General features: G+C 75.0%; 21 protein-coding genes. 20 read left to right on the forward strand and 1 reads right to left on the reverse strand.

Going from position 1 to position 21,708, the window contains the following annotated elements; genetic code table 11:
* Nucleotides 1-94 precede the first annotated feature (94 nt).
* The 12 genes from ABTY15_RS07565 (at nt 95) to ABTY15_RS07620 (ending at nt 13,746) form a co-directional block, all read left to right on the forward strand.
* Nucleotides 95-898, forward strand: coding sequence for an ABC transporter permease (locus tag ABTY15_RS07565; protein WP_350577616.1), 804 nt, complete (start codon nt 95-97; stop codon nt 896-898).
* 44 nt (nt 899-942) lie between these two features.
* The gene (locus tag ABTY15_RS07570; RefSeq protein WP_350577619.1) at nt 943-1,965 is read left to right on the forward strand and encodes an ABC transporter ATP-binding protein; all 1,023 of its coding nucleotides are present in this window, start codon (nt 943-945) and stop codon (nt 1,963-1,965) included.
* Complete coding sequence (locus ABTY15_RS07575) at nt 1,962-2,939, forward strand: ABC transporter permease (protein ID WP_350577622.1); 978 nt, start codon at nt 1,962-1,964, stop codon at nt 2,937-2,939. Before ABTY15_RS07570 ends, ABTY15_RS07575 begins: the two co-directional genes overlap by 4 nt.
* Nucleotides 2,940-3,033: 94 nt before the next feature.
* Nucleotides 3,034-3,474, forward strand: coding sequence for an SRPBCC family protein (locus ABTY15_RS07580; protein ID WP_350577625.1), 441 nt, complete (start codon nt 3,034-3,036; stop codon nt 3,472-3,474).
* Nucleotides 3,475-3,624: 150 nt separating this feature from the next.
* Entirely contained in the window at nt 3,625-4,779 is a 1,155-nt protein-coding gene (locus ABTY15_RS07585) for a glycosyltransferase (protein ID WP_350577628.1), read from the forward strand.
* A 378-nt stretch (nt 4,780-5,157) separates the two neighbouring features.
* Nucleotides 5,158-6,681 (forward strand): sugar transferase, encoded by a 1,524-nt coding sequence (locus tag ABTY15_RS07590; protein WP_350577631.1) that lies wholly within the window; start codon nt 5,158-5,160, stop codon nt 6,679-6,681.
* Nucleotides 6,682-6,686: 5 nt separating this feature from the next.
* Nucleotides 6,687-8,015 (forward strand): O-antigen ligase family protein, encoded by a 1,329-nt coding sequence (locus ABTY15_RS07595; RefSeq protein ID WP_350577633.1) that lies wholly within the window; start codon nt 6,687-6,689, stop codon nt 8,013-8,015.
* Complete coding sequence (locus tag ABTY15_RS07600; protein ID WP_350577635.1) at nt 8,012-9,739, forward strand: lipid II flippase MurJ; 1,728 nt, start codon at nt 8,012-8,014, stop codon at nt 9,737-9,739. Before ABTY15_RS07595 ends, ABTY15_RS07600 begins: the two co-directional genes overlap by 4 nt.
* The gene (locus ABTY15_RS07605; protein ID WP_350577638.1) at nt 9,729-10,655 is read left to right on the forward strand and encodes a polysaccharide deacetylase family protein; all 927 of its coding nucleotides are present in this window, start codon (nt 9,729-9,731) and stop codon (nt 10,653-10,655) included. Before ABTY15_RS07600 ends, ABTY15_RS07605 begins: the two co-directional genes overlap by 11 nt.
* Nucleotides 10,652-11,767, forward strand: a complete 1,116-nt coding sequence (locus ABTY15_RS07610; RefSeq protein WP_350577641.1) for a glycosyltransferase — start codon at nt 10,652-10,654, stop codon at nt 11,765-11,767. Before ABTY15_RS07605 ends, ABTY15_RS07610 begins: the two co-directional genes overlap by 4 nt.
* A gap of 39 nt (nt 11,768-11,806) precedes the next feature.
* Nucleotides 11,807-12,589, forward strand: a complete 783-nt coding sequence (locus ABTY15_RS07615; RefSeq protein WP_350577643.1) for a Wzz/FepE/Etk N-terminal domain-containing protein — start codon at nt 11,807-11,809, stop codon at nt 12,587-12,589.
* Entirely contained in the window at nt 12,586-13,746 is a 1,161-nt protein-coding gene (locus tag ABTY15_RS07620; RefSeq protein ID WP_350577645.1) for a GNAT family N-acetyltransferase, read from the forward strand. The genes ABTY15_RS07615 and ABTY15_RS07620 overlap by 4 nt, the downstream gene beginning before the upstream one ends.
* On the opposite strand, the gene ABTY15_RS07625 is transcribed toward ABTY15_RS07620, so the two are convergent.
* Nucleotides 13,743-14,963, reverse strand: a complete 1,221-nt coding sequence (locus tag ABTY15_RS07625; protein ID WP_350577650.1) for a glycoside hydrolase family 26 protein — start codon at nt 14,961-14,963, stop codon at nt 13,743-13,745. The genes ABTY15_RS07620 and ABTY15_RS07625 overlap by 4 nt on opposite strands.
* A 369-nt stretch (nt 14,964-15,332) precedes the next feature.
* Here ABTY15_RS07625 and ABTY15_RS07630 point away from each other — a divergent pair, with 369 nt between their 5' ends.
* The 8 genes from ABTY15_RS07630 (at nt 15,333) to ABTY15_RS07665 (ending at nt 21,692) form a co-directional block, all read left to right on the forward strand.
* On the forward strand, nt 15,333-16,367 hold the full coding sequence (locus ABTY15_RS07630; RefSeq protein ID WP_350577652.1) for a hypothetical protein: 1,035 nt from the start codon (nt 15,333-15,335) through the stop codon (nt 16,365-16,367).
* 210 nt (nt 16,368-16,577) lie between these two features.
* A complete protein-coding gene (gene abc-f, locus ABTY15_RS07635) occupies nt 16,578-18,176 on the forward strand; it encodes a ribosomal protection-like ABC-F family protein (protein ID WP_350577655.1) in 1,599 nt (532 codons plus the stop codon).
* 327 nt (nt 18,177-18,503) lie between these two features.
* Nucleotides 18,504-18,737: a helix-turn-helix domain-containing protein gene (locus tag ABTY15_RS07640; protein WP_030059940.1), complete on the forward strand. Its 234-nt coding sequence runs from the start codon at nt 18,504-18,506 to the stop codon at nt 18,735-18,737.
* A 243-nt stretch (nt 18,738-18,980) separates the two neighbouring features.
* The gene (locus ABTY15_RS07645; protein ID WP_350577658.1) at nt 18,981-19,787 is read left to right on the forward strand and encodes an enoyl-CoA hydratase/isomerase family protein; all 807 of its coding nucleotides are present in this window, start codon (nt 18,981-18,983) and stop codon (nt 19,785-19,787) included.
* A gap of 167 nt (nt 19,788-19,954) precedes the next feature.
* Entirely contained in the window at nt 19,955-20,488 is a 534-nt protein-coding gene (locus tag ABTY15_RS07650; RefSeq protein WP_350577661.1) for an Asp23/Gls24 family envelope stress response protein, read from the forward strand.
* Nucleotides 20,489-20,545: 57 nt separating this feature from the next.
* Nucleotides 20,546-20,737, forward strand: coding sequence for a hypothetical protein (locus ABTY15_RS07655; protein ID WP_350577665.1), 192 nt, complete (start codon nt 20,546-20,548; stop codon nt 20,735-20,737).
* Complete coding sequence (locus ABTY15_RS07660) at nt 20,737-21,084, forward strand: Asp23/Gls24 family envelope stress response protein (RefSeq protein WP_350577670.1); 348 nt, start codon at nt 20,737-20,739, stop codon at nt 21,082-21,084. The genes ABTY15_RS07655 and ABTY15_RS07660 overlap by 1 nt, the downstream gene beginning before the upstream one ends.
* On the forward strand, nt 21,081-21,692 hold the full coding sequence (locus ABTY15_RS07665) for a DUF6286 domain-containing protein (RefSeq protein WP_350577673.1): 612 nt from the start codon (nt 21,081-21,083) through the stop codon (nt 21,690-21,692). Before ABTY15_RS07660 ends, ABTY15_RS07665 begins: the two co-directional genes overlap by 4 nt.
* Nucleotides 21,693-21,708: the final 16 nt, after the last annotated feature.

The following is a 21,708-nucleotide window of genomic DNA, read 5'->3' on the forward strand; positions in this document are numbered from 1 at the left end:
AACGACATCCTCGCACCCCCTTGCGGGTTCCGAAAAGGAACTTGTAAGTTCCCAATGAAAACTCACTCGCCCACACTTGCTGAGAGGGGGCCGCATGCCCGTCGCCTGGGCGACGCTGCGCCGCACCTGGACGATGACCAGCCGCGCCTACCCGTGGTCCTACGCCGTCGGCTGCCTGCTGATCGGCGTCTTCACCATCGGCCTGTCCTACCTGGCCCTGGACGCCATCGGCGGCGGCGCGGTCGCCGAGGACTTCACCGCCCGCACCGGCGGCGCCGACTACCTCGGCTACATCGCGATCGGCGCGGCCGGCTACATGTTCACCGTGCGGATGCTGCTCTGGAGCAGCAAGGCGCTGATCACCGAACAGCGCCAGGGCACCCTCGGCGCGCTGCTGGTCGCCCCGGCCGGGCGGCTGCCGTACCTGTTCGGCTTCACCGGCTTCGCGCTGCTCAACACCGCCGTCGAGGTCGGCCTGCTCGGCGGGTTCGCCGCCGTGCTCGGCGTCACCCTGCCCGCCTGGCACCCGCTGGCCGCGCTCGCCGGGGTGTGCGCGCTGGCCGCCGCCGTGTTCGCCGTCTCGGTGGTGCTCGGCGCACTGATGATCGTCGCGGGGGAGGCGCACATCTCGCAGAACTCGGTCTTCCTCACGGTCTCGCTGCTGTGCGGCATCACCTTCCCCAACAGCTACCTGCCGGCGCCCGCCCAGTGGCTCGCCGAACTGCTGCCGATCACCTCGGCGATGGACGTGCTGCGCGGCGCCCTCGGCCAGGGCGACCAACTCGCCGACCTCGCCCCGCGCCTGGCCACCTGCCTCGCGCTCAGCCTCGGCTACCTGCTGATCGGCCTGCGCGTGCTGCCCGCCGCCGAGCGCCGCGCCGTCGAACGCGCCTACTGACGCCGGCCCCGCAGCCGTCCGCCGCCCCCCGAAGGAGTGACCCCGTGATCCGCACCCGCGACCTGCGCAAGACCTACCGCACCCGTGAGAAGGGCCTGTTCGGCCCCCGCGCCGTCAAGACCGCCGTCGACGGCCTCGACCTGGAGATCCCCCGCGGCCGGGTCACCGGCCTGCTCGGCCTCAACGGCGCCGGCAAGACCTCCACCATCAAGATCCTCGCCACCCTGCTGCGCCCCACCTCCGGCACCGTCACCCTGGACGGCCTCGACCTGGTCGAACACGCCCGGGAGGCCCGCCGCCGGATCAACCTGATCGCCGGCGGCGAGCGCATGGTCTACACCAAGCTCACCGGCGCCGAGAACCTGCGCTACTTCGGCCACCTCTACGACGTGCCGCAGCCCGTGCTGCGCCCGCGGATCGGCGAACTGCTGGAGCTGGTCGGCCTCACCGACGCCGCCGACGTCCCGGTCGAGCGCTACTCGCGCGGCATGACCCAGCGGCTCTCCATCGCCCGCGGCCTGATCAACGACCCGGCCTACCTGCTGCTCGACGAGCCCACCCTCGGCCTGGACGCCCCGATCGCCCGCGACCTGCGCCGGGTGGTCGCCGAACTCGCCGCCGAGGGCCGGGGCGTGCTGCTCACCTCGCACTACCTGGCCGAGGTGGAGGAGCTGTGCGAGCACGTGTACGTGATCGAGGGCGGCCGCCACCTCGCCGCGGGCAGCCCGGCCGCGCTCAAGGCGGCGACCGGCGGGCGCCGCGCCGTCCGGGTCACCGTGCCCGACCCGCGCCCCGAACTGGCCGAGGCCGTCCGTGCGTTCGCGCACGGCCTGGGCGTCACCGCAGAGCTGGCCGAGGACCCGGACGGCGCCCTGCTGGTGACCGTCCGCCACTCCGAGGACGTGGCCGGCCCGCTGGCCGGGGTGATCGTGGCCGCCGGCGGCTCGATCGCGGGCCTGGAGGTCACCGAACCCACCCTGGAGGACGCCATCCTGACGCTCGCCGACACCGCCCGCTCCGGCACCGCCGCCGCCCGGTCCGAGCAGCCGCAGGCGGTGGCCGCATGAGCGCCGACACCGGCTGGAGCGCCGCGCCCGACCCCGTCCTGCTCGTCGCCGCCGACCGCACCCTGCCGCTGCCGCGCCCCGGCACGCCCCGGCGCCCCCGGCCACGCCCTGGCCGCCCGGCGCCACCCGGCCGGGCCCCGCTCGGGCGCGAACTGCGGCACGCCGGCAAGGTGTTCGCCGCCGAGACGCTCAAACAGCACCGCCGGCTGTTCGGCCAGCCGTTGGTGATCGCCTCGATGCTGGTCTGGCCGCTGCTCCAGCTGGCCGCCACCTACTACACCCTGCACCCGATCGCGGCCGGCTCGGCCGCCGCCGCCCGCTGGCCGCTCGCCGCCGACCCGGGCCGGCTGCTGGGCTTCCTCGCCACCGGCGCGCTGGCCTGGGCGTTCTTCTTCTCGCTCGTCCAGTCCGCCTCGCACTTCACCTACGAACGGATGACCGGCACCCTGGAGCTGCTCTTCCTCTCCCCGGCGAACCGGCTGGTCCTGATGCTGGCGAACGGCGCCGGGGCGCTGCTGCAGAACGCCTGGCTGCTCACCTGCTTCCTCGGCGCGACCGCCGCCGGCTTCGGCACCCTGGACGTCGCCGGGCCGTGGATGTACCCGGTGGTGCTGCTGGCCCTGCTGGTGCCCGCGGTGGCCTGGGGCGCGCTGCTGAACAGCCTGATGGTGTTCTCCCGGGACTCCATGTTCCTCTACACCGTCCTGGACGACCCGATGTGGTTCGTCGGCGGGGTCCGGCTGCCTGCCTTCGCCCTGCCGGGCGTGCTGCGGCTGCTCGGCGCGGCCCTGCCGCTCACCGGCAGCCTCACCGTGGTGCGCGGCGCGCTGCTGGAGGGCGAGGGCCTGGCCGCGCTGGCCCCCGGCCTGGCCTGGCTGGCCGCGCTGTCCGCCCTGCTGCTGGCCGGGGCCGCCCTCGCGCTGCGCGTGGGCGAGGCCCGTGCGCAGCGCACCGGCAGCCTGAGCCTGGCGTGATCCCCGGGCCGGGGCGCCCCGGAAGGCTGCGCCCCGGACGCTGTGATTGGCTTGCCGCTGAGAGCGGAACCCACCACACGAGGAGAGCAAGGTCATGGGACAGGTGCTGGCCACCACCGAGCGGGAATACGACGCCGCCCCCGAGCGGGTGTACGAGGCGCTGGCCGACTACCAGGTGACCCGCCCCAAGCTGCTGCCCGCGCAGTACAGCGAGTACGAGGTCCGGGTCGGCGGCACCGGCGCCGGCACCCAGGTGCACTGGCGGCTTCAGGCCACCGAGAAGCGGGTGCGCGACTGCCTGTTCACCGTCTCGGCGCCCAAGCCCGACCAGCTGGTGGAGAAGGACGCGAACTCCAGCATGGTGATCACCTGGACCGTTTCCGCGGTCGGCGAGGGCCGGTCCAAGGTCACCGTCTCGGCCACCTGGCAGGGGGCGGGCGGCATCGGCGGATTCTTCGAGCGCACCTTCGCCCCGAAGGGCCTGAACCGGATTCACGACCAGGTGCTGGCGAACCTGGCCGCCGTGGTGCGCTGAATCAGGCGTACCGCCCGGTAATTCGCCCGGGAATTCGAGTAGTTCGTCCACCCGTACGACCCGCCAGCCGTACGGGTGGTCGGCCCGCCACCTGCGGGTGACGAGCACCGCGCGGCGCGGGGGAGCGACCCTAGGCTCGCCGCCGTGCATATGACGATCCTTCACATTTCGCAACCGGTGGACGGCGGAGTCGCCCGCGTCGTCGTCGATCTGGTCCGCGGGCAGCGCGAGGCCGGTCACCGGGTGCTGGTCGCCTGTCCGCGCGGCGGCCGGCTGGCCGAGGAGGCCGCCGCGGTGGGCGCGCTGGTCCGGGACTGGCCGGCCGGGCGCTCACCCGGCGCGACCACCGCCGCCGAGACCTGGCGGCTGCGCCGGATCGTCCGGGCCGCCGCGCCGGACGTGGTCCACCTGCACAGCGCCAAGGCCGGGCTGGCCGGCCGGCTGGCCGTGCGCGGCGCGGTGCCCACCGTCTTCCAGCCGCACGCCTGGTCCTTCGCGGCCGTCGAGGGCCCGCTGGCCGCCGCCACCCTGCGCTGGGAGCGCTTCGCCAGCCGCTGGGCGCACCGGCTGCTCTGCGTCAGCGTCCAGGAGCGGGCCGACGGCGTCGCCGCCGGGGTGCACGCCGACTGGGCGGTGGTGCCCAACGGCGTGGACGTGCGCCACTACGCGCCCGCCGACCGCCGGGCCGCCCGGATCGCGCTCGGTCTGGACCTGGACGCCCCGCTCGCGGTCTGCGTGGGCCGGCTGTGCCGGCAGAAGGGCCAGGACGTGCTGCTGGCGGCCTGGCCGGAGGTGCTGCGCCGGGTGCCGCAGGCCCGGCTGGCGCTGGTCGGCGGCGGGCCGGACGAGCAGCCGCTGGCGGCGCTGGTCCGGGAGTCGGCCGAGCCGTCCCGGGTCCGGCTGGTCGGGGACGTGCCGGACCCGCGGCCGTGGCTGGCGGCGGCCGACCTGGTGGTGCTGCCCTCGCGCTGGGAGGGCATGGCGCTGGCCCCGCTGGAGGCGATGGCGGCGGCCCGTCCGGTGCTGCTGACCGATGTGCCCGGCGCCCGGGAGTGCCTGCCCCCGGCCGAGCGCGAGCAGGCGGTCGTCCGGCCGGAGGACGTGAGCGCGCTCGCCACCCGAATGGCGGAAGGGCTGTCCGATCCGATCGAGTGCGAGCGGCGGGGTGCGCGGCTGCGCGACCACGTGGTCGCCCGGCACGACGTCCGCACGGTGGTCGAACAGGTGGACGTCCTCTACCGCCACCTGCTGGGGGCCGGTCCGGCGGCCGGACGGCGCCGCACCCGTGTCCCAGAGCGGATCTGATCGTTTCACATGCCGTGAATGCCCGCCCTTTCGGCGCCGGCCCATTCGCACCCTCAACCGGATATCGGCGAGGCGTCAAATCGGAAATACCTATTACTGGGCGGCTGGAATGAAAAGGCAAGTCAACTTCCGGCCTACACCCGCCCGTTCGGTATTGTCGGAGTTTGCCTGCTTCGTTTCGATTTTATGCGGGGAATTCGAAGCCGCGTCCCGCGCGGCCGATCTCAACGGGCCCTCCCCGCACCCGCGGGGGTCAGCCGCCGCCAGCGGCAGCAGGTGCTGTCAGGACCGAGCCCACCGGGCCGGGACGGCCGCTCCGCGCCATCCGGTGCCGGGGCGCCGTCACCCCGGGCACGCAGCAGGGGAGTTCGTGCGCTGATGACCATTGACCACGACAGTGTGCCGCGGTCCGGCCGGCCCCTGCACGGCCCACGCCGGCCCGCCACCGGCCTGCTCGACCGCCCGGCCGGATCCGCGCAGACCCGGGCCGTGCCGCCGCTCCGCCGGCACCGCCGGGCGGTCCGCTCCCGGCTCGCCCTGCCCCTCGCGCTGGTCCAGGTCGACGCGATCGCCCTGTGCACCGCCACCGGCCTCGCCAACCGGGCCCTCGACCCGGCCCTGCGGGTCACCCCACTGCTCGGCGCCGCCGCCGTCCTGCCCCTGCTGCTCGCCCTCAACCTGGCCGGCGGCCTCTACCGCACCCGGCTCACCCTGTCCGTCCTCGACGAACTGCCCGCGCTGGCCGTCCGCGCCGTCGTCGCCACCGCCTTCGCCGTCACCCTCGCCGGCGGCCTCGACGGCCGCTGGCCCGACTGCGGCCCCGCCACCCCGGCCCGGCTGATCGTCCTGCTCGGCTGCCAGCTGCTGATCGCCGCCCTCGGCCGCGCCGTGCTCTACCACCTCGTCCGGCGGATCCGCCGCAGCCGCCCCAGCCCCGTCCTGGTACTCGGCGCCGGCCGGCTCGGCCGCAAGGTCGCCGCCGTCCTCAGCCAGCGCGGCGAGTACGGGATGCGCCCGGTCGGCTTCGTCGACCCCGACCCGCCGCTGCTCGCCGGCGACACCGACCTGCCCGTCCTCGGCGGCCGCGAGGTGCTGGAGCGCGAGGTCCGTCGGCACCGGATCCACCACGTGGTCGCCACCGCCGGCGCCGCCGACGAGGCCGAGACCGCCGCCACCCTGCGCGACGCCGCCCGGCTCGGCTGCCAGGTCTGGCTGGTGCCCGCGCTGCGCGAGTACGGCTCGCTGCCCGCCGGTCGGCCGGCCGACTGCGACCACCTGTGGGGCTTCCCCTGCCTGCGGGTCGGCCGCCCGGCGATGCGCCGCCCCGGCTGGGCCGGCAAGCGCGCCCTGGACGTCACCGCCGCCGCGCTCGGCCTGCTGCTGCTGGCTCCCGTCCTGGTGCTCTGCGCCCTCGCCGTCCGCTTCGACACCGGCCCCGGCGTGCTCTTCCGTCAGCAGCGCACCGGGCTGGACGGCCGGGTCTTCACCGTCCTCAAGTTCCGCACCCTGCGCCCGAGCAACGAGCACGAGTCGGCGACCCGCTGGAACATCTCCCAGGACCATCGGATGGGCGCCGTCGGCAAGCTGCTGCGCAAGAGCTCGCTGGACGAGCTGCCGCAGCTGTGGAACGTCCTGCGCGGGGACATGAGCCTGGTCGGCCCGCGCCCCGAACGCCCCTACTTCGTCATGCGGTTCAGCCAGGCCTACCCCGAGTACGCCGACCGCCACCGCGTCCCCGTCGGCCTCACCGGCCTCGCCCAGGTCAACGGCCTGCGCGGGGACACCTCGATCGAGGACCGGGCCCGGTTCGACAACCGCTACATCGAGAGCTGGAGCCTCTGGCAGGACGTCAAGATCCTGTGCCGCACCGCGGCCCTGATGCTCCACCCGGACGGGAGCTGACCCGCGTGGCCCTGACCCTGCCCGTCCCGCTCCGCCCACCGGCGTTAACCCGGCTGGGCGGAGCGGTACTTGAGCGGCCCAGCCTGCTCGCCGCCGCCACCGTGCTGCTGGTCTGCGTGCCGACCGGCGAGAAGGACGTCACCGCCGCCGTCCACATCACCGCCGCCGACCTCGCCTCGCTGGCCCTGGTCGGCCTCACCGCGCTGAACCTGCTGCGCGGGCGGCTGCCCGCGCTCGGCCGCACCACCTGCGTGCTCCTCGGCGGCATCGTGGTCTCCGCCGCCGTCGCCACCGTCGGCTCGATCGACCCGGCCAGCAGCCTCACCGGCTTCGTCCGGCTCACCCAGGTGTTCGTCCTGGTGCCCGCCGCCGTGCTCTGCTCGCTGCGCGACCGCACCGACCAGCGGCTGGTGCTCGGCTCCTTCGTGCTCGCCGCGCTGATCCAGGGCGTGGTCGGCGCGCACCAGTACCTCACCCGGACCGGCGCCTCCTACACCGGCCAGCCGATCCGGGCCGTCGGCACCTTCGGCGCGCTCGACATCATGGGGATGTCCACCGTCGTCGCCTACGGCCTGCTCGCCGCCCTCGCCCTGGCGCTTGCCGAGCGCAGGCCGGGTGGCAGCCCGCTGCTGCGCCGGGGCATGTTCGCGGCCGCCGCCTTCCTCACCTTCCCGCTCGCCGTCTCGTTCAGCCGCGGCAGCTGGATCGCCACCGGCGCCGCCGCCGCCGTCCTGCTGCTGCGCGCCGACGCCCGGCTCGCCGTCCGCGGCGCCGTCCTCGCCCTGGCCGCCGCGGTCGTCCTGGTCGGCGGCCTCGGCCTCGGCGCCTCCGGCGTCACCGAGCGGCTCAGCTCGATCGGCTCCGTCTCCGCCGCCCCCGACCAGTCCGTCTCCGACCGCTACGACCTGTGGGCCACCGCCGGGCGGATCTGGCAGGACCACCCGGTCCACGGCGCCGGGCCCAAGGCCTTCCAGCAACTGCGCGACAGCCACGCCCCGCTGCGGCTCTCCTCCGGCAGCGACGCCGCCGACCCCACCATCGGCTTCCAGCGCGAACCGCTGCTCTCCCCGCACAACATGTACTTCCTGGTCCTCAGCGAGCAGGGCCTGATCGGCATCACCGCGTACGCCGCGCTCTTCCTCGGCCTGCTCCTCGGCTGCCTGCGCCACACCCGCGGCGCCGCCCTCGCCGCGCTCGCCCTGCTGACCTGGGTGCTCGTCGACTTCCTCTACGCGGACATCGGCGGCACCACCACGGTGCTCACCTCCGTCGTCCTCGGCCTCGCCGCCGGCGCCCGGGCGACCAGCACTGCGTCGGTCCGGGAGGCCCGGTGACCACGGACCAGCCCGCGCTGGCGTCCACGCTCCCCGCGCCCCGCACCGCCCCCGCCGACGAGGCCGGGCCCGGGCCGGACCCGGCCCCCCGGCGCGGCTTCCTCGCCAGGGCCTTCGGCATCACCGCCGTCCTCAGCGCCGCGGGCTCCGGCCTCGGCCTGCTCCGCGACCTCCTGCTGGCCCGCCTCTTCGGCGCCAACCAGGGCACCGACGCCTTCCTGGTCGCCTGGACCGTCCCCGAGACGGCCGCGCCGCTGCTGATCGAGGACGCCATGTCCTTCCTCATGGTGCCCGCCTTCGCCCTCGCCCTGGTGCTGCGCGAGGAGCACCCGGACGCCCCCGACCCGGTCCGCCAGCTGGTCCGCGCCACCCTGCCCTGGCTGCTGCTCGCCCTCACCGGGCTCGCGCTGGCCACCGCCGTCGGCGCCCCGCAGCTGGTCGAGCTGCTGGCGCCCGGCCTGGCCAACCCGGGGCTGGCCGTCACCTGCACCCGGATCACCGCGATCACCGTGCTGCCGTTCGGGGTGGCCGGCTACCTCGCCGCCGCGCTGCGCGCCCACCACCGGTTCACCGCGCCGGCCGGCATCTACGTCGCCTACAACCTCGGCATCCTCGCGGTGCTGCTCGGCGGCCACGCCTTCCTGGGCGTGCGCTCCGCCGCGCTGGGCGTCGCGGTCGGCAGCGTGCTGATGGCCGCCCTGCTGGTCGGGCCGTTCCTGCGCCGGCTGCGGGCCGGCCGCCCGCTGCGCCGCCACCGCCCCCGCCAGGCCGGGCAGGCGCTGGTGCTGATGCCGCTGGCCCTGCTGCCGGTGGCGGCGTTCACGCTGACCCGCCAGTCGCAGGTCTTCGTCGAGCGCTACCTCGGCTCGGCGCTGCCGCCCGGCACCATCTCGCACCTCAACTACGCCGCCAAGGTCTCCCAACTGGCCATGACGGCGGGCATCCTGATCTGCACCGTCACCTTCCCGCTGGTCGCCCGGGCGCTGGCCGCGGGCGATCTCACGGCCGCCCGCGACCGGGTCGAGAAGGACCTCGGCCAGGCGGCGGCGGTCGTCCTGCTCGGCACCGCCTTCCTGATGGCCTGCGCTCCCTCGGTGGTCTCGCTGCTGTTCCAGCGCGGCGCCTTCGGCCCGCAGGACACCGCCGCCACCGCCGAGGTCATCCGGGTCTACAGCTTCGGCCTGCCCGCCCAGGCGCTGATCGGCGTGATGATCCGCCCGTACTTCTCGCTGCGCCCGGTGGTCCGCCGGGCCGACGACCCGGGCACCGACGACGGCGGCCGCCGACTGCTGGACTGGTACCCGGCCGCGGCCATGGTGCTCGGCCTCGGCGTCACCGTCGCCGTCGGCCTGCTCGCCACCCCCCGCTTCGGCGCCCTCGGACTCGCCGCCGGGAACGCGGCCGGGATCACCACCGCCGCCGCGCTGCTGCTGCGCGGCCTGGTGCTGCGCGGCATCCCGCTGCGGCTGCGCCGGGTGCTCGGCGGCCACGGCCGACTGCTGGCCGCCGCCGCCGGGGCGACCCTGCTCGGCGCCGCCGTCGGCGGGCTCGCCGCCGACCCGCTGCTCTCGACCCTGCTCGGCGGCCTCACCGTCGCGCTGGCCTTCGCCGCCCTCGGCACCGGGCTCGGTGCCCGCGAGGTGCGCGGTCCGGTCCTCGCCGTCGCCCGGGTCCTCAACCCGCCAACCGCCGCCGATGAAGGGAAGCTTCCCCATGGACAATGAACGGGGAACCGTCCGTTCGGCCCTGCCGGGCGTCCGCCGCCACGCCGTACCGGCCGCAGCCGCACCGCGCGGCGACAGCCCGCGGGCGCAGCTGCCCCGGAGCCGCCGTCCGCTCGGTGAACTCCCCGGCCCGAGCGCCTCCTCGCCGTGGATCCTGATGTACCACTCGGTGGCCGTCGAGAAGGAGGACCCGTACCAGCTGACCGTCAGCCCCGAGCGGTTCGCCGAGCAGATCGCCTGGCTGCACCGGCGCGGCCGGCGCGGCGTCTCGGTCCGCGAGCTGATGCGGGCCCGCGCCGCCGGGCGGGACGACAGGCTGGTCGGCCTGACCTTCGACGACGGCTACGCCGACTTCGCCCGGTACGCCGTACCGATTTTGCAGGCGTACGGCTTCACCGCCACCGCGTACGTGGTCGCCGACCTCCTCGGCCGGGCCAACGACTGGGACGTCGAGGGCCCGCGCAAGAAGCTGCTCACCGTCCAGGAGGTCACCGAACTCGCCGCCGCCGGTTGGGAGATCGGCTCGCACGGGCTCGGCCACCAGTCGCTGCCCGGGCTGCCCGCCGACGTGCTCGCGGTGCAGACCCGGGAGAGCCGGCGCCTCCTGGAGGAGGTGGTCGGCGGCCCGGTCACCGGCTTCTGCTACCCGTACGGCGCCGTCGACCTGCCCGCCACCCTGGCCGTCCGCGACGCCGGCTACGACTACGCCTGCGCCATCGCGCACTCCCCGCTCACCGGCCGCTTCGCGCTGCCCCGCTGCTACGTCGGCGACCGCGACGGCGCCTGGCGGCTGCGCGCCAAGCAGGGCCGGCACCGGCTGCGCGACACCGTCACCGAGCTGCGCCGCAGCCGGATCGCCGCCCGCCGGTCGGAGCGTCCCGGCGGCGAGCGGGCGAGGACGGAGTCCGGAAAGTGAGAGTCCTGCACATCGTCACCGGGCTCGCCTCCGGCGGCGCCGAGCGGCAACTCCAGCTGCTGCTGCGGCACTTGCCGCCGCACCAGCAGTGCGAGGTGGTCGCCCTGACCAACCCGGGCGCGGTCGCCGCCGCGCTGCGCGCCGACGGCGTCGCCGTCCACCACCTCGACATGCGCGGCAACCGGGACCTCGGCGCGCTGCCCCGGCTGGTCCGGCTGGTCCGCACCGGCCGCTACGACCTGGTGCACACCCACCTGTACCGGGCGCAGCTGTACGGCCGGCTGGCGGCCCGGCTGGCCGGGGTCCGCGCGGTGGTCTCCACCGAGCACTCGTTGCACGCCGGGGTGATCGAGGGCCGCCCGGTCACCCGGGGCGTCAAGGGCCTCTACCTCGCGGCCGAACGGCTCGGCAGCACCACCATCGCGGTCTCCCGCCAGGTCGCCCAGACGCTGCACTCCTGGGGCGTCCCGCCGGGCCGGGTCGAGCTGATCCCGAACGGCATCGAGGCCGCCCGGTACCGCCGCCCGCCCGCCGAGCGGGCCGCCGTCCGGCACCGGATGCGGGCCGAACTCGGCCTGCCGCAGGGGAGTTGGGTGATCGGCGGGCTGGGCCGGCTGGTCCCCGACAAGCGCTTCGAGGTGCTGCTGGAGACGCTGGCCGACCTCGACCGGGACACCCGGCTGGTGCTGGTCGGCGCGGGCCCGGAGCGGGCCGCGCTGGAGCGGCGGGCCGCCGAACTCGGCGTCCGGGAGCGGTTGGTGCTCACCGGCGAGCGCGACGACGTGCCCGACCTGCTCACCGCGCTGGACGTGTTGGCCTCCCCCTCCATCCGGGAGACCTTCGGCCTCGGCGTCCTGGAGGGCCTGGCGGCCGGCCTGCCGGTGCGGCACAGCGCCTGCCCGGCGCTGGACGAACTGCCGCCCGCCGCCGCGCCGCAGGCCCGCCGCATCCCGTCCGAGCCCGCCGCGTACACCGCCGCGCTGCGCGACCTCCGGCAGTCGGACGCCCGCACCGCCGACCCGCTGGCGCACCCCCCGGCGGTCGGCCACTACGACATCGTCCGGGTCGCCGCCGACCTGGGCGCCCTCTACGACCGACTGGCCCGCGCTTGACCGCCGGGCGGTCGTCCTCATATCCAAGGAGCCTCACCCATGACCACACCGCGCCGAAGCGCCCGCCGCCTGGTCCGCCGCTGGTGGCCGGTGGCGCTGGCGGTGCCGCTGGGCGCCGTCGCGGGCGCCGGGTACGCCGTCGTCTCGCCCCCCTCGTACGCCGCCAACTCCTACGTGCTGGTGGTGCCGCAGAATCCGGGGGAGAGCGCCACCGCCGTCAACTTCGCCCAGGCGTACGGGCGGTTGGCCGGGCAGCCGCAGGTGCTCGCGGTGGCCGCCGCCGAGACCGGCCACAGTCGCGCCGAGCTGGAGACCCTGGTGCACGGCACCACCTCGCCGGACGCCCCGATGATCGAGATCACCGGCACCGGTCGGCGCGCGCAGGAGGCCGCCCAGACCGCCGACGCGGTGGCCCGCTCGCTGGTCGCCTTCGCCAACACCAGCAGCAAGGAGACCAGCGTCCGGCTCGTCCCGCTGGCCCCGGCGGCCGAACCGGACAAGCCGTCCACCCCGTCCGCCCGGCTGGACGTCGCGGTCGGCGGCGCGGCCGGGCTGCTGCTGGGGGCGCTGGTGATGATGACCCGCCGCCGTACCGACGCCGCCGAGCCGGATACCCCGGCTGCCCCCGCCGCCCCGGCCGACCCGGTGGTCCCGGCCGCGGCCGAGCCGCCCGCCGCGGTCACGGCCCCGCGCCCGCGCACCGAGGGGAAGCCCGCCGAGCGCAGGGCGGAGCCCGAGGCAGCGGAGCCCGCGGCGGCGGGGGTCAAGGCCGAGGAGCCCCCGGCCAAGGCCAAGGCGGCGGCCGGGGGGAGCGGACGATGACCACCAGAACCCGCCCGGCCGGTCTGCCGGCCCAGTCCTCGGCCCCGCGCTGGACCACCGAGCTGCGCCGCGAGGACGACGCCCTGGACACCCTCGCCGAGGAGTGGGACGCGCTGGCCGCCCGCTGCCGGACGGCCACCTTCTTCCAGACCGCCGCCTGGCAGTGCTCCTGGTGGCGCCACTACGGCCGCCCGGGCGCGCTGCTGGTGGTGCTGGTCCGCCGGGACGGCCGGCTGGTCGGCGCGGGCGCCTTCATGCGGCGCGGCGGCCCGCTCGGCGGGCTGACCGGCCTCGGCGGCGGACTGGTCGACTACACCGACGTGCTGCTCGACGACGACTGCGCGGACCGGGCCGCCGCCGAGTTCGCCGCCGCGCTGCCGCTCACCCGCCCCTGGCACACCCTGGAGCTGCGCGAGGTCCACCCCGAGGCGGCGGTGCAGCGGGTGTACGAGCAGTGGCACGGCCGGCGCCGCCGCTACCCGGACTCGCTCTGCCAGTACCTGCCGGCCGTCCCGATGGAGCGGCTGCTGAAGCGGGTGCCCGGCAAGACCGCGCAGCGCAGCCGGGTCAAGCTGCGCAAGATCGCCGAGGCCGGGGTGGCGGTCCGCTCGACCCCGGTCGCCGAGGTGCCAGCGGCGCTGGAGGGCCTGCTGCGGCTGCACTTCCTGCAGTGGCAGGAGCGCGGGGTCACCCCGGAGCACCGCACCGAGCGGTTCGCCCGGCACCTGACCGAGTCCACCACCGGGCTGGTCGCGGCCGGCAAGGCCGCCGTGCACGAGTTCCGGCTGGACGGCGAACTGGTCGCGGTGAACCTGCTGCTGCTCTGCCCGTCCTTCGGCGGCCTCTACCTGTACGGCTCGCACCCGGCGCTGCGGGAGCGGCTGGACATCGCCGGGCTGCTGTTCGGCGCGGCCCTGGACGAGACGGTCGGCACCGGCATCCCGGTGCTCAGCCTGCTGCGCGGTCAGGAGCCGTACAAGCAGCGCTGGCGCCCGGACCAGCTGGCCAACCAGCGGCTGCTGCTGGGCCCGGCCGGGCCGGCGCCCGCGGCCACCGCCCGGGCCGGCGCGGTGCGCGCCCGCCGGACGGCGGTGCACCTGCTGCGGATCCGCTTCCCCCGGCTCACGGAGGCCCTGCTGGCCCGCCGCCGGAGCTAGGGCGTGTCCGACGCTTCCCGCCGGGCGGGCTTCCCGCTCGGCGATGCCGATGCCGATGCCGTGGCCGAGGGTGACGCCGTCGTCGACGGCAAGGCCGGGCCAGGGGCGGAGGGCCGCGGCGGCGTCGGGGGGACGACCGGCGGTGTGGGGACCGGGGGCGCCGTCGGCACCACCGCCGGCGCCCCCTTCGAGCCGGACATCAGCTGCTTGAACCGGGCGGCGGCCCGCGGGTTGCGGTCGCACTGGAAGAAGCCGTGCGGGCAGTAGTCGGTGAGGGTCTGGTAGGCGGTGTCGTGGGTGCGCGTCCACTCGACCATCCGCTGGACGAACTCCGGGTTGTCGCCGTTGCGGAACAGCCCCCACTCCGGGTACGAGACCGGCTTGCCCCGCCGGGCCGCGAACTCCACCTGGTCCTGGAGGCCGTACGGCTCGCGCACGTAGTCGTCGAAGGTGCCGCCGGCGGGCTGGTCGTAGCTGTCCATGCCGATGATGTCGACCACGTCGTCGCCGGGGTAGCACCTGGTCCACGGGATCGCGTCCAGCCCGCGGTTCGGGGTGAAGTCGAAGCGGAACCGCTGCCCGGGCACCGAGCGCATCACGCCGACGATCCGCCGCCAGTAGGCCTTCCAGGCGGTCGGGTCGGGCTTGCAGCGGTGGGTGTAGGTGACGCCGTTCATCTCCCAGCCGAGGGTGAGCACGGTGTCCGCCCCGCCGAGGGCGACCAGCCGCCGGGCGAGCCGCAGGAAGTGCCGGTCGAAGTCCCCGCGCGCGCCCTGGGCGAGCAGCTTGGCGACCTCGCCGTCCGGCACGTTCGCCTCGTTGGGGACCAGCATCGGGACGCCGAGGATGAGCATCCGGGACGGGTCGGCCAGCCGCCACTGCGACCACATCCCGAGCACCACCGGTTCGCCCTCGACGTCGGCCCAGCCGTTGCCCGCCAGATAGGTGTGGCCGACCTGGAGGTTGGCGTCGTTCAGCCACTGCGCGTACCGGGCGATCTGCGGGATGTAGTTGTCCCAGGAGCCGACGAAGGCGCCGAACGGCGGCTCGTGCCGGGGGCGCTGGACGGCCGGGCGGGGGGCGGCGCCGCGCGGTTCGAAGGCGTCCGAGGAGAGGGAGTGCCGCTCGGTCTGGCTGAGTGGCGTCCCGGCCGGGACGCTGGCGGTGGCCATCAGCAGCAGGGCGGCGGCGGCCAGCGTCAGACGGCCGATTCGCATGGTCTCTCCTCCGGGCGTCGCAAGGGCGGGGCGGACGGAGCCGGCGTGGACGGACCGTGGCGCCCCGCTCGCCGACAGTAGGCCCGGCGGGCGTCGGAAAAGCCGAATGTCACCCTAAAGTGGGCGATATTCGAACGCCGTCTGCCGCAACGGCACCCGGGGTGGGCGGCGTGTATCAGCTCTGTAACGGTCCGGCGGGGGTCCGGTGCCCGGCGCCGGAGGGGGCCGCGCCCCGGCCCCGGCCCCGACCGCGCAGGTCGGCGGGCTGGTGCGCGGGCCGGGCGCGCGGCGCCGGGCCCGCCGTCCGGCGTACGGACGGGTCGCGATTCCAGGCTGACTCGCGTGCCCGGCGGCAGGTACGCTCCGGCCGTGTCCTGGAAGCCGCTGCGTGTACTGACCCCCCGCTCGATCCTGCCTGCCCTGGCGGTGATGCTGGTCCTTGCCGCGGGGGCGGCGGCGCACGCCAACAAGCCGGTGCCGTTCGGCGACCGGGTGGCGGAGCCGGGCGCGGAGGCCACCGCGGTGAGCTCGCAGTCGCTGAGCTCGGCCGATCTGGAACTGAAGGTCGGCCCGGGCCTGGAGGCGTACCACCGGCAGACCGGCCAGCACGCCTGGTCCTACCGCCGCGAGGGCGCCACCGCGCTCTACCTCTCGATGGCCGGCGAGAACGCCATCGTGCTCTGGGACGACGGCCTGGTCACCTCGGTGCGCCCGGGCGACCACGAGGTGCGCTGGCACCGGGCGGTGCCCGGCCTCGCGGACTGGCTGCGCGCCGACGGCGAGCCCGGCGGCGAGAAGCGGACCGACGAGCAGCGCAAGCAGCTGGCCCAGGACCGTGCCGCGGCGGCGCTGCACACCGTCCAGCAGGGCGGCGCCGCGTGGGTGGCCGTGGTCACCCCGAACCTGACGATGGGCCTGCGCGAGGCCGACGGCGACCTCCGCTACAACTCCAAGCCGCCCGGCAACTGCTCCTACGACCCGCTCCGCACGGTCGGCACCGAGTACGCCGTGCTGGTGCCGCGCAGCTGCACCAACAGCGCCGGGCAGGCCGTCTCCGGCGGCATCAACGGCTACCGGCTGGACAGCAGCGGCTGGCAGCTGAACACCGGCCCGGCCGCGTCGATCAAGGCGCTGGACGGCAGCCGGGTGCTGATCACGGACGGCCCGATCGTGCCGGCCAAGGTGTTCGACACCAAGGCGGCGGCGCCCGAGGTGTCCTGCGGCAGCCCGGCGGTGCCGTTCGCGGCGGTCCGGCCGCAGGGCGGCTGCGCGGACCCGGCGGCGAGCCCGGCGGCGGACGCCCCGGCCCCGCCGCCGGCCGACCAGTCGGCGGCGACGCCCTCGGCGCAGCCGTCCGCGGCGCCGTCCGCCGAGGCCTCCGGGCCGGCCCAGCCGCAGCAGTAGCCGCCTGGTCGCCGGTACCCCGGGGAGGTGTTCACCGGGGCGTCGCCGTGCGGCCCGGTAGACTTGCCGCCATGGCTGTTCTCTCCGGGCAATAGCGGGCGAGCGGCGCCGCCCCGTGCGCTGCGCCGACCCGCCGTCGAAGCCCCGTTCCCGCTGCCCGGCCCCGGCCCGTCCAGGCGCCCGCCCACGTCCCAGGAGTAGTTCCCAGCCATGATTTCCGCGAATGCCCTTGAGCTGCGCGCCGGTGCCCGGATCCTGATCGAGTCCGCGAGCTTCAAGGTCGCCGCCGGCGACCGGATCGGTCTGGTCGGGCGCAACGGCGCCGGCAAGACCACGCTCACCAAGGTGCTGGCCGGTGAGGGTCTGCCCGCCGCCGGCACGGTGACCCGTTCGGGCGAGGTCGGGTACCTCCCGCAGGACCCGCGCACCGGTGACCTGGACGTCCTCGCCAAGGACCGCATCCTCTCCGCGCGCGGCCTCGACACCGTGCTGAAGAAGATGCGCGAGAACGAGGACCGGATGGCCAACGGCAAGGGCGCCACCCGGGACCAGGCGATGAAGAAGTACGCCCGGCTGGAGACCGAGTTCCTCACCAAGGGCGGGTACGCCGCCGAGGCCGAGGCCGCGACCATCGCCGCCGCGCTGGGCCTGCCGGACCGCATCCTGAACCAGCCGCTGCACACCCTCTCCGGTGGTCAGCGCCGTCGCGTCGAGCTCGCCCGGATCCTCTTCTCGGACTCCGACGTGCTGCTGCTCGACGAGCCCACCAACCACCTGGACGCGGACTCGATCGTCTGGCTGCGGGACTTCCTGAAGACCTACAAGGGCGGCTTCATCGTCATCTCGCACGACGTCGACCTGGTCGAGACGGTCGTCAACAAGGTCTTCTACCTGGACGCCAACCGCTCCGCGATCGACGTCTACAACATGGGCTGGAAGCAGTACCAGCAGCAGCGCGAGGACGACGAGAAGCGCCGCAAGCGTGAGCGGGCCAACGCGGAGAAGAAGGCCGCGACCCTGAATGCGCAGGCCGACAAGATGCGTGCCAAGGCCACCAAGACGGTGGCCGCGCAGAACATGGCCCGCCGCGCCGACAAGCTGCTCGCCGGTCTGGACCAGGTGCGCCAGAGCGACAAGGTCGCCAAGCTGCGCTTCCCGGACCCGGCGCCCTGTGGCAAGACCCCGCTCACGGCCAGCGGGCTCTCCAAGTCCTACGGTTCGCTGGAGATCTTCACCGACGTCGACCTGGCGATCGACCGCGGGTCCCGGGTCGTCGTGCTGGGCTTCAACGGCGCCGGCAAGACCACCCTGCTGCGAATGCTGGCCGGGGTCGAGGCGCCGGACACCGGCGAGGTCATCCCGGGCCACGGCCTGAAGATCGGCTACTACGCCCAGGAGCACGAGACGCTCGACCCGGAGCGCACCGTCCTGGAGAACATGCGCTCGTCCGCGCCGGACACCGACCTGGTGCAGATCCGCAAGATCCTCGGCTCGTTCCTGTTCTCGGGCGACGACGTCGACAAGCCCGCCGGGGTGCTCTCCGGTGGTGAGAAGACCCGTCTCGCGCTGGCCACCCTGGTGGTCTCCAGCGCCAACGTGCTGCTGCTCGACGAGCCCACCAACAACCTGGACCCGGCCAGCCGCGAGGAGATCCTGGGCGCGCTGCGCGAGTTCTCCGGGGCGGTCGTGCTGGTCACCCACGACGAGGGCGCGGTCGAGGCGCTCGACCCGGAGCGGATCATCCTGCTGCCGGACGGCGTGGAGGACCTCTGGAACCCGTCCTACGCCGATCTGGTCTCCCTCGCCTGACCGGGAGTAGACACCGCATCCGCTTTTCGGAGCAGAAAATCTAGTACTCACGGCGTGTCCGGGAATGAAGAGGTCCCGGATTCCGTTTGAGGACTTTCCGTCGGCCCGCCACTCGATCGTGGTCGGGCCGACGCTGCTGATCAGCTCTTTCTCGGCGTGCGGCGGCACCCGCCCGGGGGCGTGCACTCTGCGTGAGCGCCCTGGTGCGCTCGGATCACCACCGAAGAACCGCCCATTCCCGACACCGACCTTGTCGAATGGGTGGCCAGGACGCGGTCGATGGGTGATCATGGGAATCTGACCGAGCAACGCTACGAGGAGGCACGGGTGGCCGAGACTCTGAAAAAGGGCAGCCGGGTGACCGGTGCCGCGCGTGAGAAGCTCGCGGCCGATCTCAAGAAGAAGTACGACTCCGGGGCGAGCATTCGCGCTCTCGCGGAGGAGACCGGCCGTTCGTACGGCTTTGTGCACCGGATGCTGAGCGAGTCCGGAGTGATCCTCCGGGGCCGCGGTGGTGCCACGCGGGGCAAGAACAAGGCGACTGCCGGGGCCGGTTCCTGACGTCCCGTCAGCTCTAGGCTGGATGACGCGGCGGCAGGGCGCCGACCGGGGAGACGACAGTTCACCGTCAACTGATCGTCCGCCCTCGGGCCGAGCGGACCGGCCGCCGATCGTCATGTCCGGGGCGCTGTCCGTCCCTCTCCCCGCCCCCTCCGTCGATCTTTCCCGGCCGGTGGCCTGCCGTCGCGCGCCGAGGTTTGTTACTCTCCGGTAGCCAAGCCCCTCGCCACCGGAGGTCCCCGCATGACCGCCCCCGCCACTGACCCGCAGGCCCCGAGCTGGGAGCAGGACGGCGTCCGCCTGGAGATCGACGGCGAACTCGCCGTCGTCACCCTGTGTCAGCCCAAGCGGCGCAACGCCCAGTCGCCCGCGCTCTGGCGCGCCCTCGCCGCCGCTGGGCGCGAGCTGCCCGGCAGCGTCCGGGTGGTGCTGCTGCGCGCCGAGGGCGTCTCCTTCTCGGCCGGGCTGGACCGGGCGATGTTCACCGCCGAGGGCATCCCCGGCGAGCCCACCTTCCTCCAGCTGGCGGGCTCCTCCGACCAGGAGCTGGACGACACCATCGCCTCCTACCAGGAGGCCTTCACCTGGTGGCGCCGGGCCGACCTGGTCTCCATCGCGGCCGTCCAGGGGCACGCCGTCGGCGCCGGTTTCCAGCTGGCCCTCGGCTGCGACCTGCGCGTGGTCGCCGACGACGTCCAGTTCGCCATGAAGGAGACCTCGCTGGGTCTCGTCCCCGACCTGGCCGGCACCAAGCCGCTGGTCGACCTGGTCGGCTACGCCCGGGCACTGGAGATCTGCGCCACCGGCCGCTGGGTCGGCGCAGAGGAGGCTGCCGCCATCGGCCTGGCCAACCTGGCCGTCCCCGGCGCCGAGCTGGACGCCGCCGCCCGCGACCTCGCCGCCGCGCTGCTGGCCGCCCCGCGCAGCGCCGTGGTGGAGACCAAGGCCCTGCTCCAGGGCGCGGCCGGGCGCACCTTCGACGAGCAGCGCTCGGCCGAACGGGCGGCGCAGGCCCGCCGCCTGCGGGACCTCGCCGGCATCGGCGACTGACCTGCCGCAGCACGAATGCGGCCCGGCCCCGGGAACAGTCCGGGGCCGGGCCGCGGCGTTTCCGGGGCTGCTCCCTGCGGCGGTCCCGGCAGGCGGGAAACGTGGCGAAATGCCAGAGTTGGGGGGATCTGCGATATAGCTGGAGCCGTACGACGGGAGACCGCCCCATGCCTGACACCCCGACGCCCGCCACGATGCACAAGCACTCCGCCAACGCCCCGGCCGGTGGCCCCGCCGGGCCCTCCGGCGCGTCCGCCTCCTCCGGTCCGGTCGACACCGGCCGGACGCTCGGCGAGCGCGGGCATACGGCGCTGGCCGTCGGCGTGGTCGAGAAGATCGCCGGAATGGCCGCCCGCGAGGTCTCCGGCATCCACGCCCTGGGCTCGGGGCTGGCCCGGACCTTCGGCGCGATGCGCGACCGGGTGCCGGGCGGGAAGTCCAGCGTCGGGCGCGGCATCAAGGCCGAGGTCGGCGAGAGGCAGACCGCCATCGACATCGCCCTGGTCGTCGAGTACGGCGTGGTCATCCCCGAACTCGCCCGTCAGGTGCGGGAGAACATCATCGACGCGGTCGAGCGGATGACCGGCCTGGAGGTCGTCGAGGTGAACATCGCGGTCAATGACGTCCACCTGCCCGACGAGCCGGAGTTCGAGGAGGAGGAGCAGCCGCTCCCCTCCGGGCAGCGGCCCAAGCTCAAGTAGCGCCGGCCCCCACCAGCGCCCGGCGGCGGGCGGCAGCGTGCAGACGAGGAGGAGCGGATGAACCTGGCCTTCGTCGGCCTGGTGGCGGGTATGGCTCTCGGCTTCGCCGGGTACTTCGGCGGGTTCGCGGCGTTCCTGCTGGTGGGAGTGCTCGGACTGGTCGGTTTCGTGGTCGGGCGCCTGCTGGAGGGCGACATCGAGCTCGGTGACCTCGGCGACCTGCTCCGCGGCCGCGACCGGCGCCGCTGATGGCGGCCCTCACCCCCGCCGCCCCTCGGGAACCCGCGACCCGGGGGCGGCTGCGCGTCGCGGACCGGGTCTACGTGCGGATCGCCGCCCGGGCGGCCCGGGAGGCGCTGGCCCACGCCTGGGCCGGCCGCTCGGTCGTGGGGGCGCCGCCGACGGTGTCGGTGGCCGTGCCCGGCAGCACCGTGACCGTCCGGGTCACCGTCGAACTGCCCTTCCCCGCCGACCTCGCGGCCCTCGCCCGGGCCGTCCGCGACCGGGTCGCGGCGCAGGTCGGCGGACTGACCGGGACGAGGGTGTCGGGGGTGACGGTGGTGGTCGAGCGGCTGGTCGGCAGGGGGGCCTCGTGAGCACGCCGGTGGACCGGGAGGAGCCCGAACTCCCGGCGGAGCAGCCGGACTCGGCTGAGCCGCCGGCCGCCGAGGCGGTCAAGGTCCGACGGCTGCGGGCGCCCCGGACGGTGGCCGCGACGGTCGTCGCCACCGTGCTGCTGGTGATCGCGGGCGCGCTGCTCTACGACGTGATCGCGGTTCGGACCGGGCACCCCGTACGGCGCTGGCGCGCCCAGATCGCCGATGAGCTGGCCACCCGTCACCTCGACGACCTGGCGGTGCTGGTGGGCGCCGGGGTCGCCACCGCGCTCGGCGGGCTGCTGCTCTGGCTGGCCCTGGCCCCCGGGCTGAGGCGGTGGCTGGTGCTGCGCCCGCACGGCGGGACCGGCGCGGCCATCGAACGGGCCGGGATCGGGCACCTGCTCGCCGACCGGGCCGCGGGCCTCCCGGGCATCGACCGGTTGCGGATCCGGGTCGGCCGCCGACGCGTGCAGGTCCACCTGATCGGGCCGGCCGACCCGGCGTGGGTGCAGCGGCAGTTGCGGGACGAGCTGGCGAGGGTGCCGCTGGCCCGGCCGCTGGTGCTGGACGTCCGGTCGTGGCGCGGCTCGGGGCAGGCGACGTGAGCGCGGGTCGGGCGCC

The sequence above is a fragment of the Kitasatospora sp. NPDC097643 genome, from assembly GCF_040302625.1.
GTDB lineage: Bacteria > Actinomycetota > Actinomycetes > Streptomycetales > Streptomycetaceae > Kitasatospora.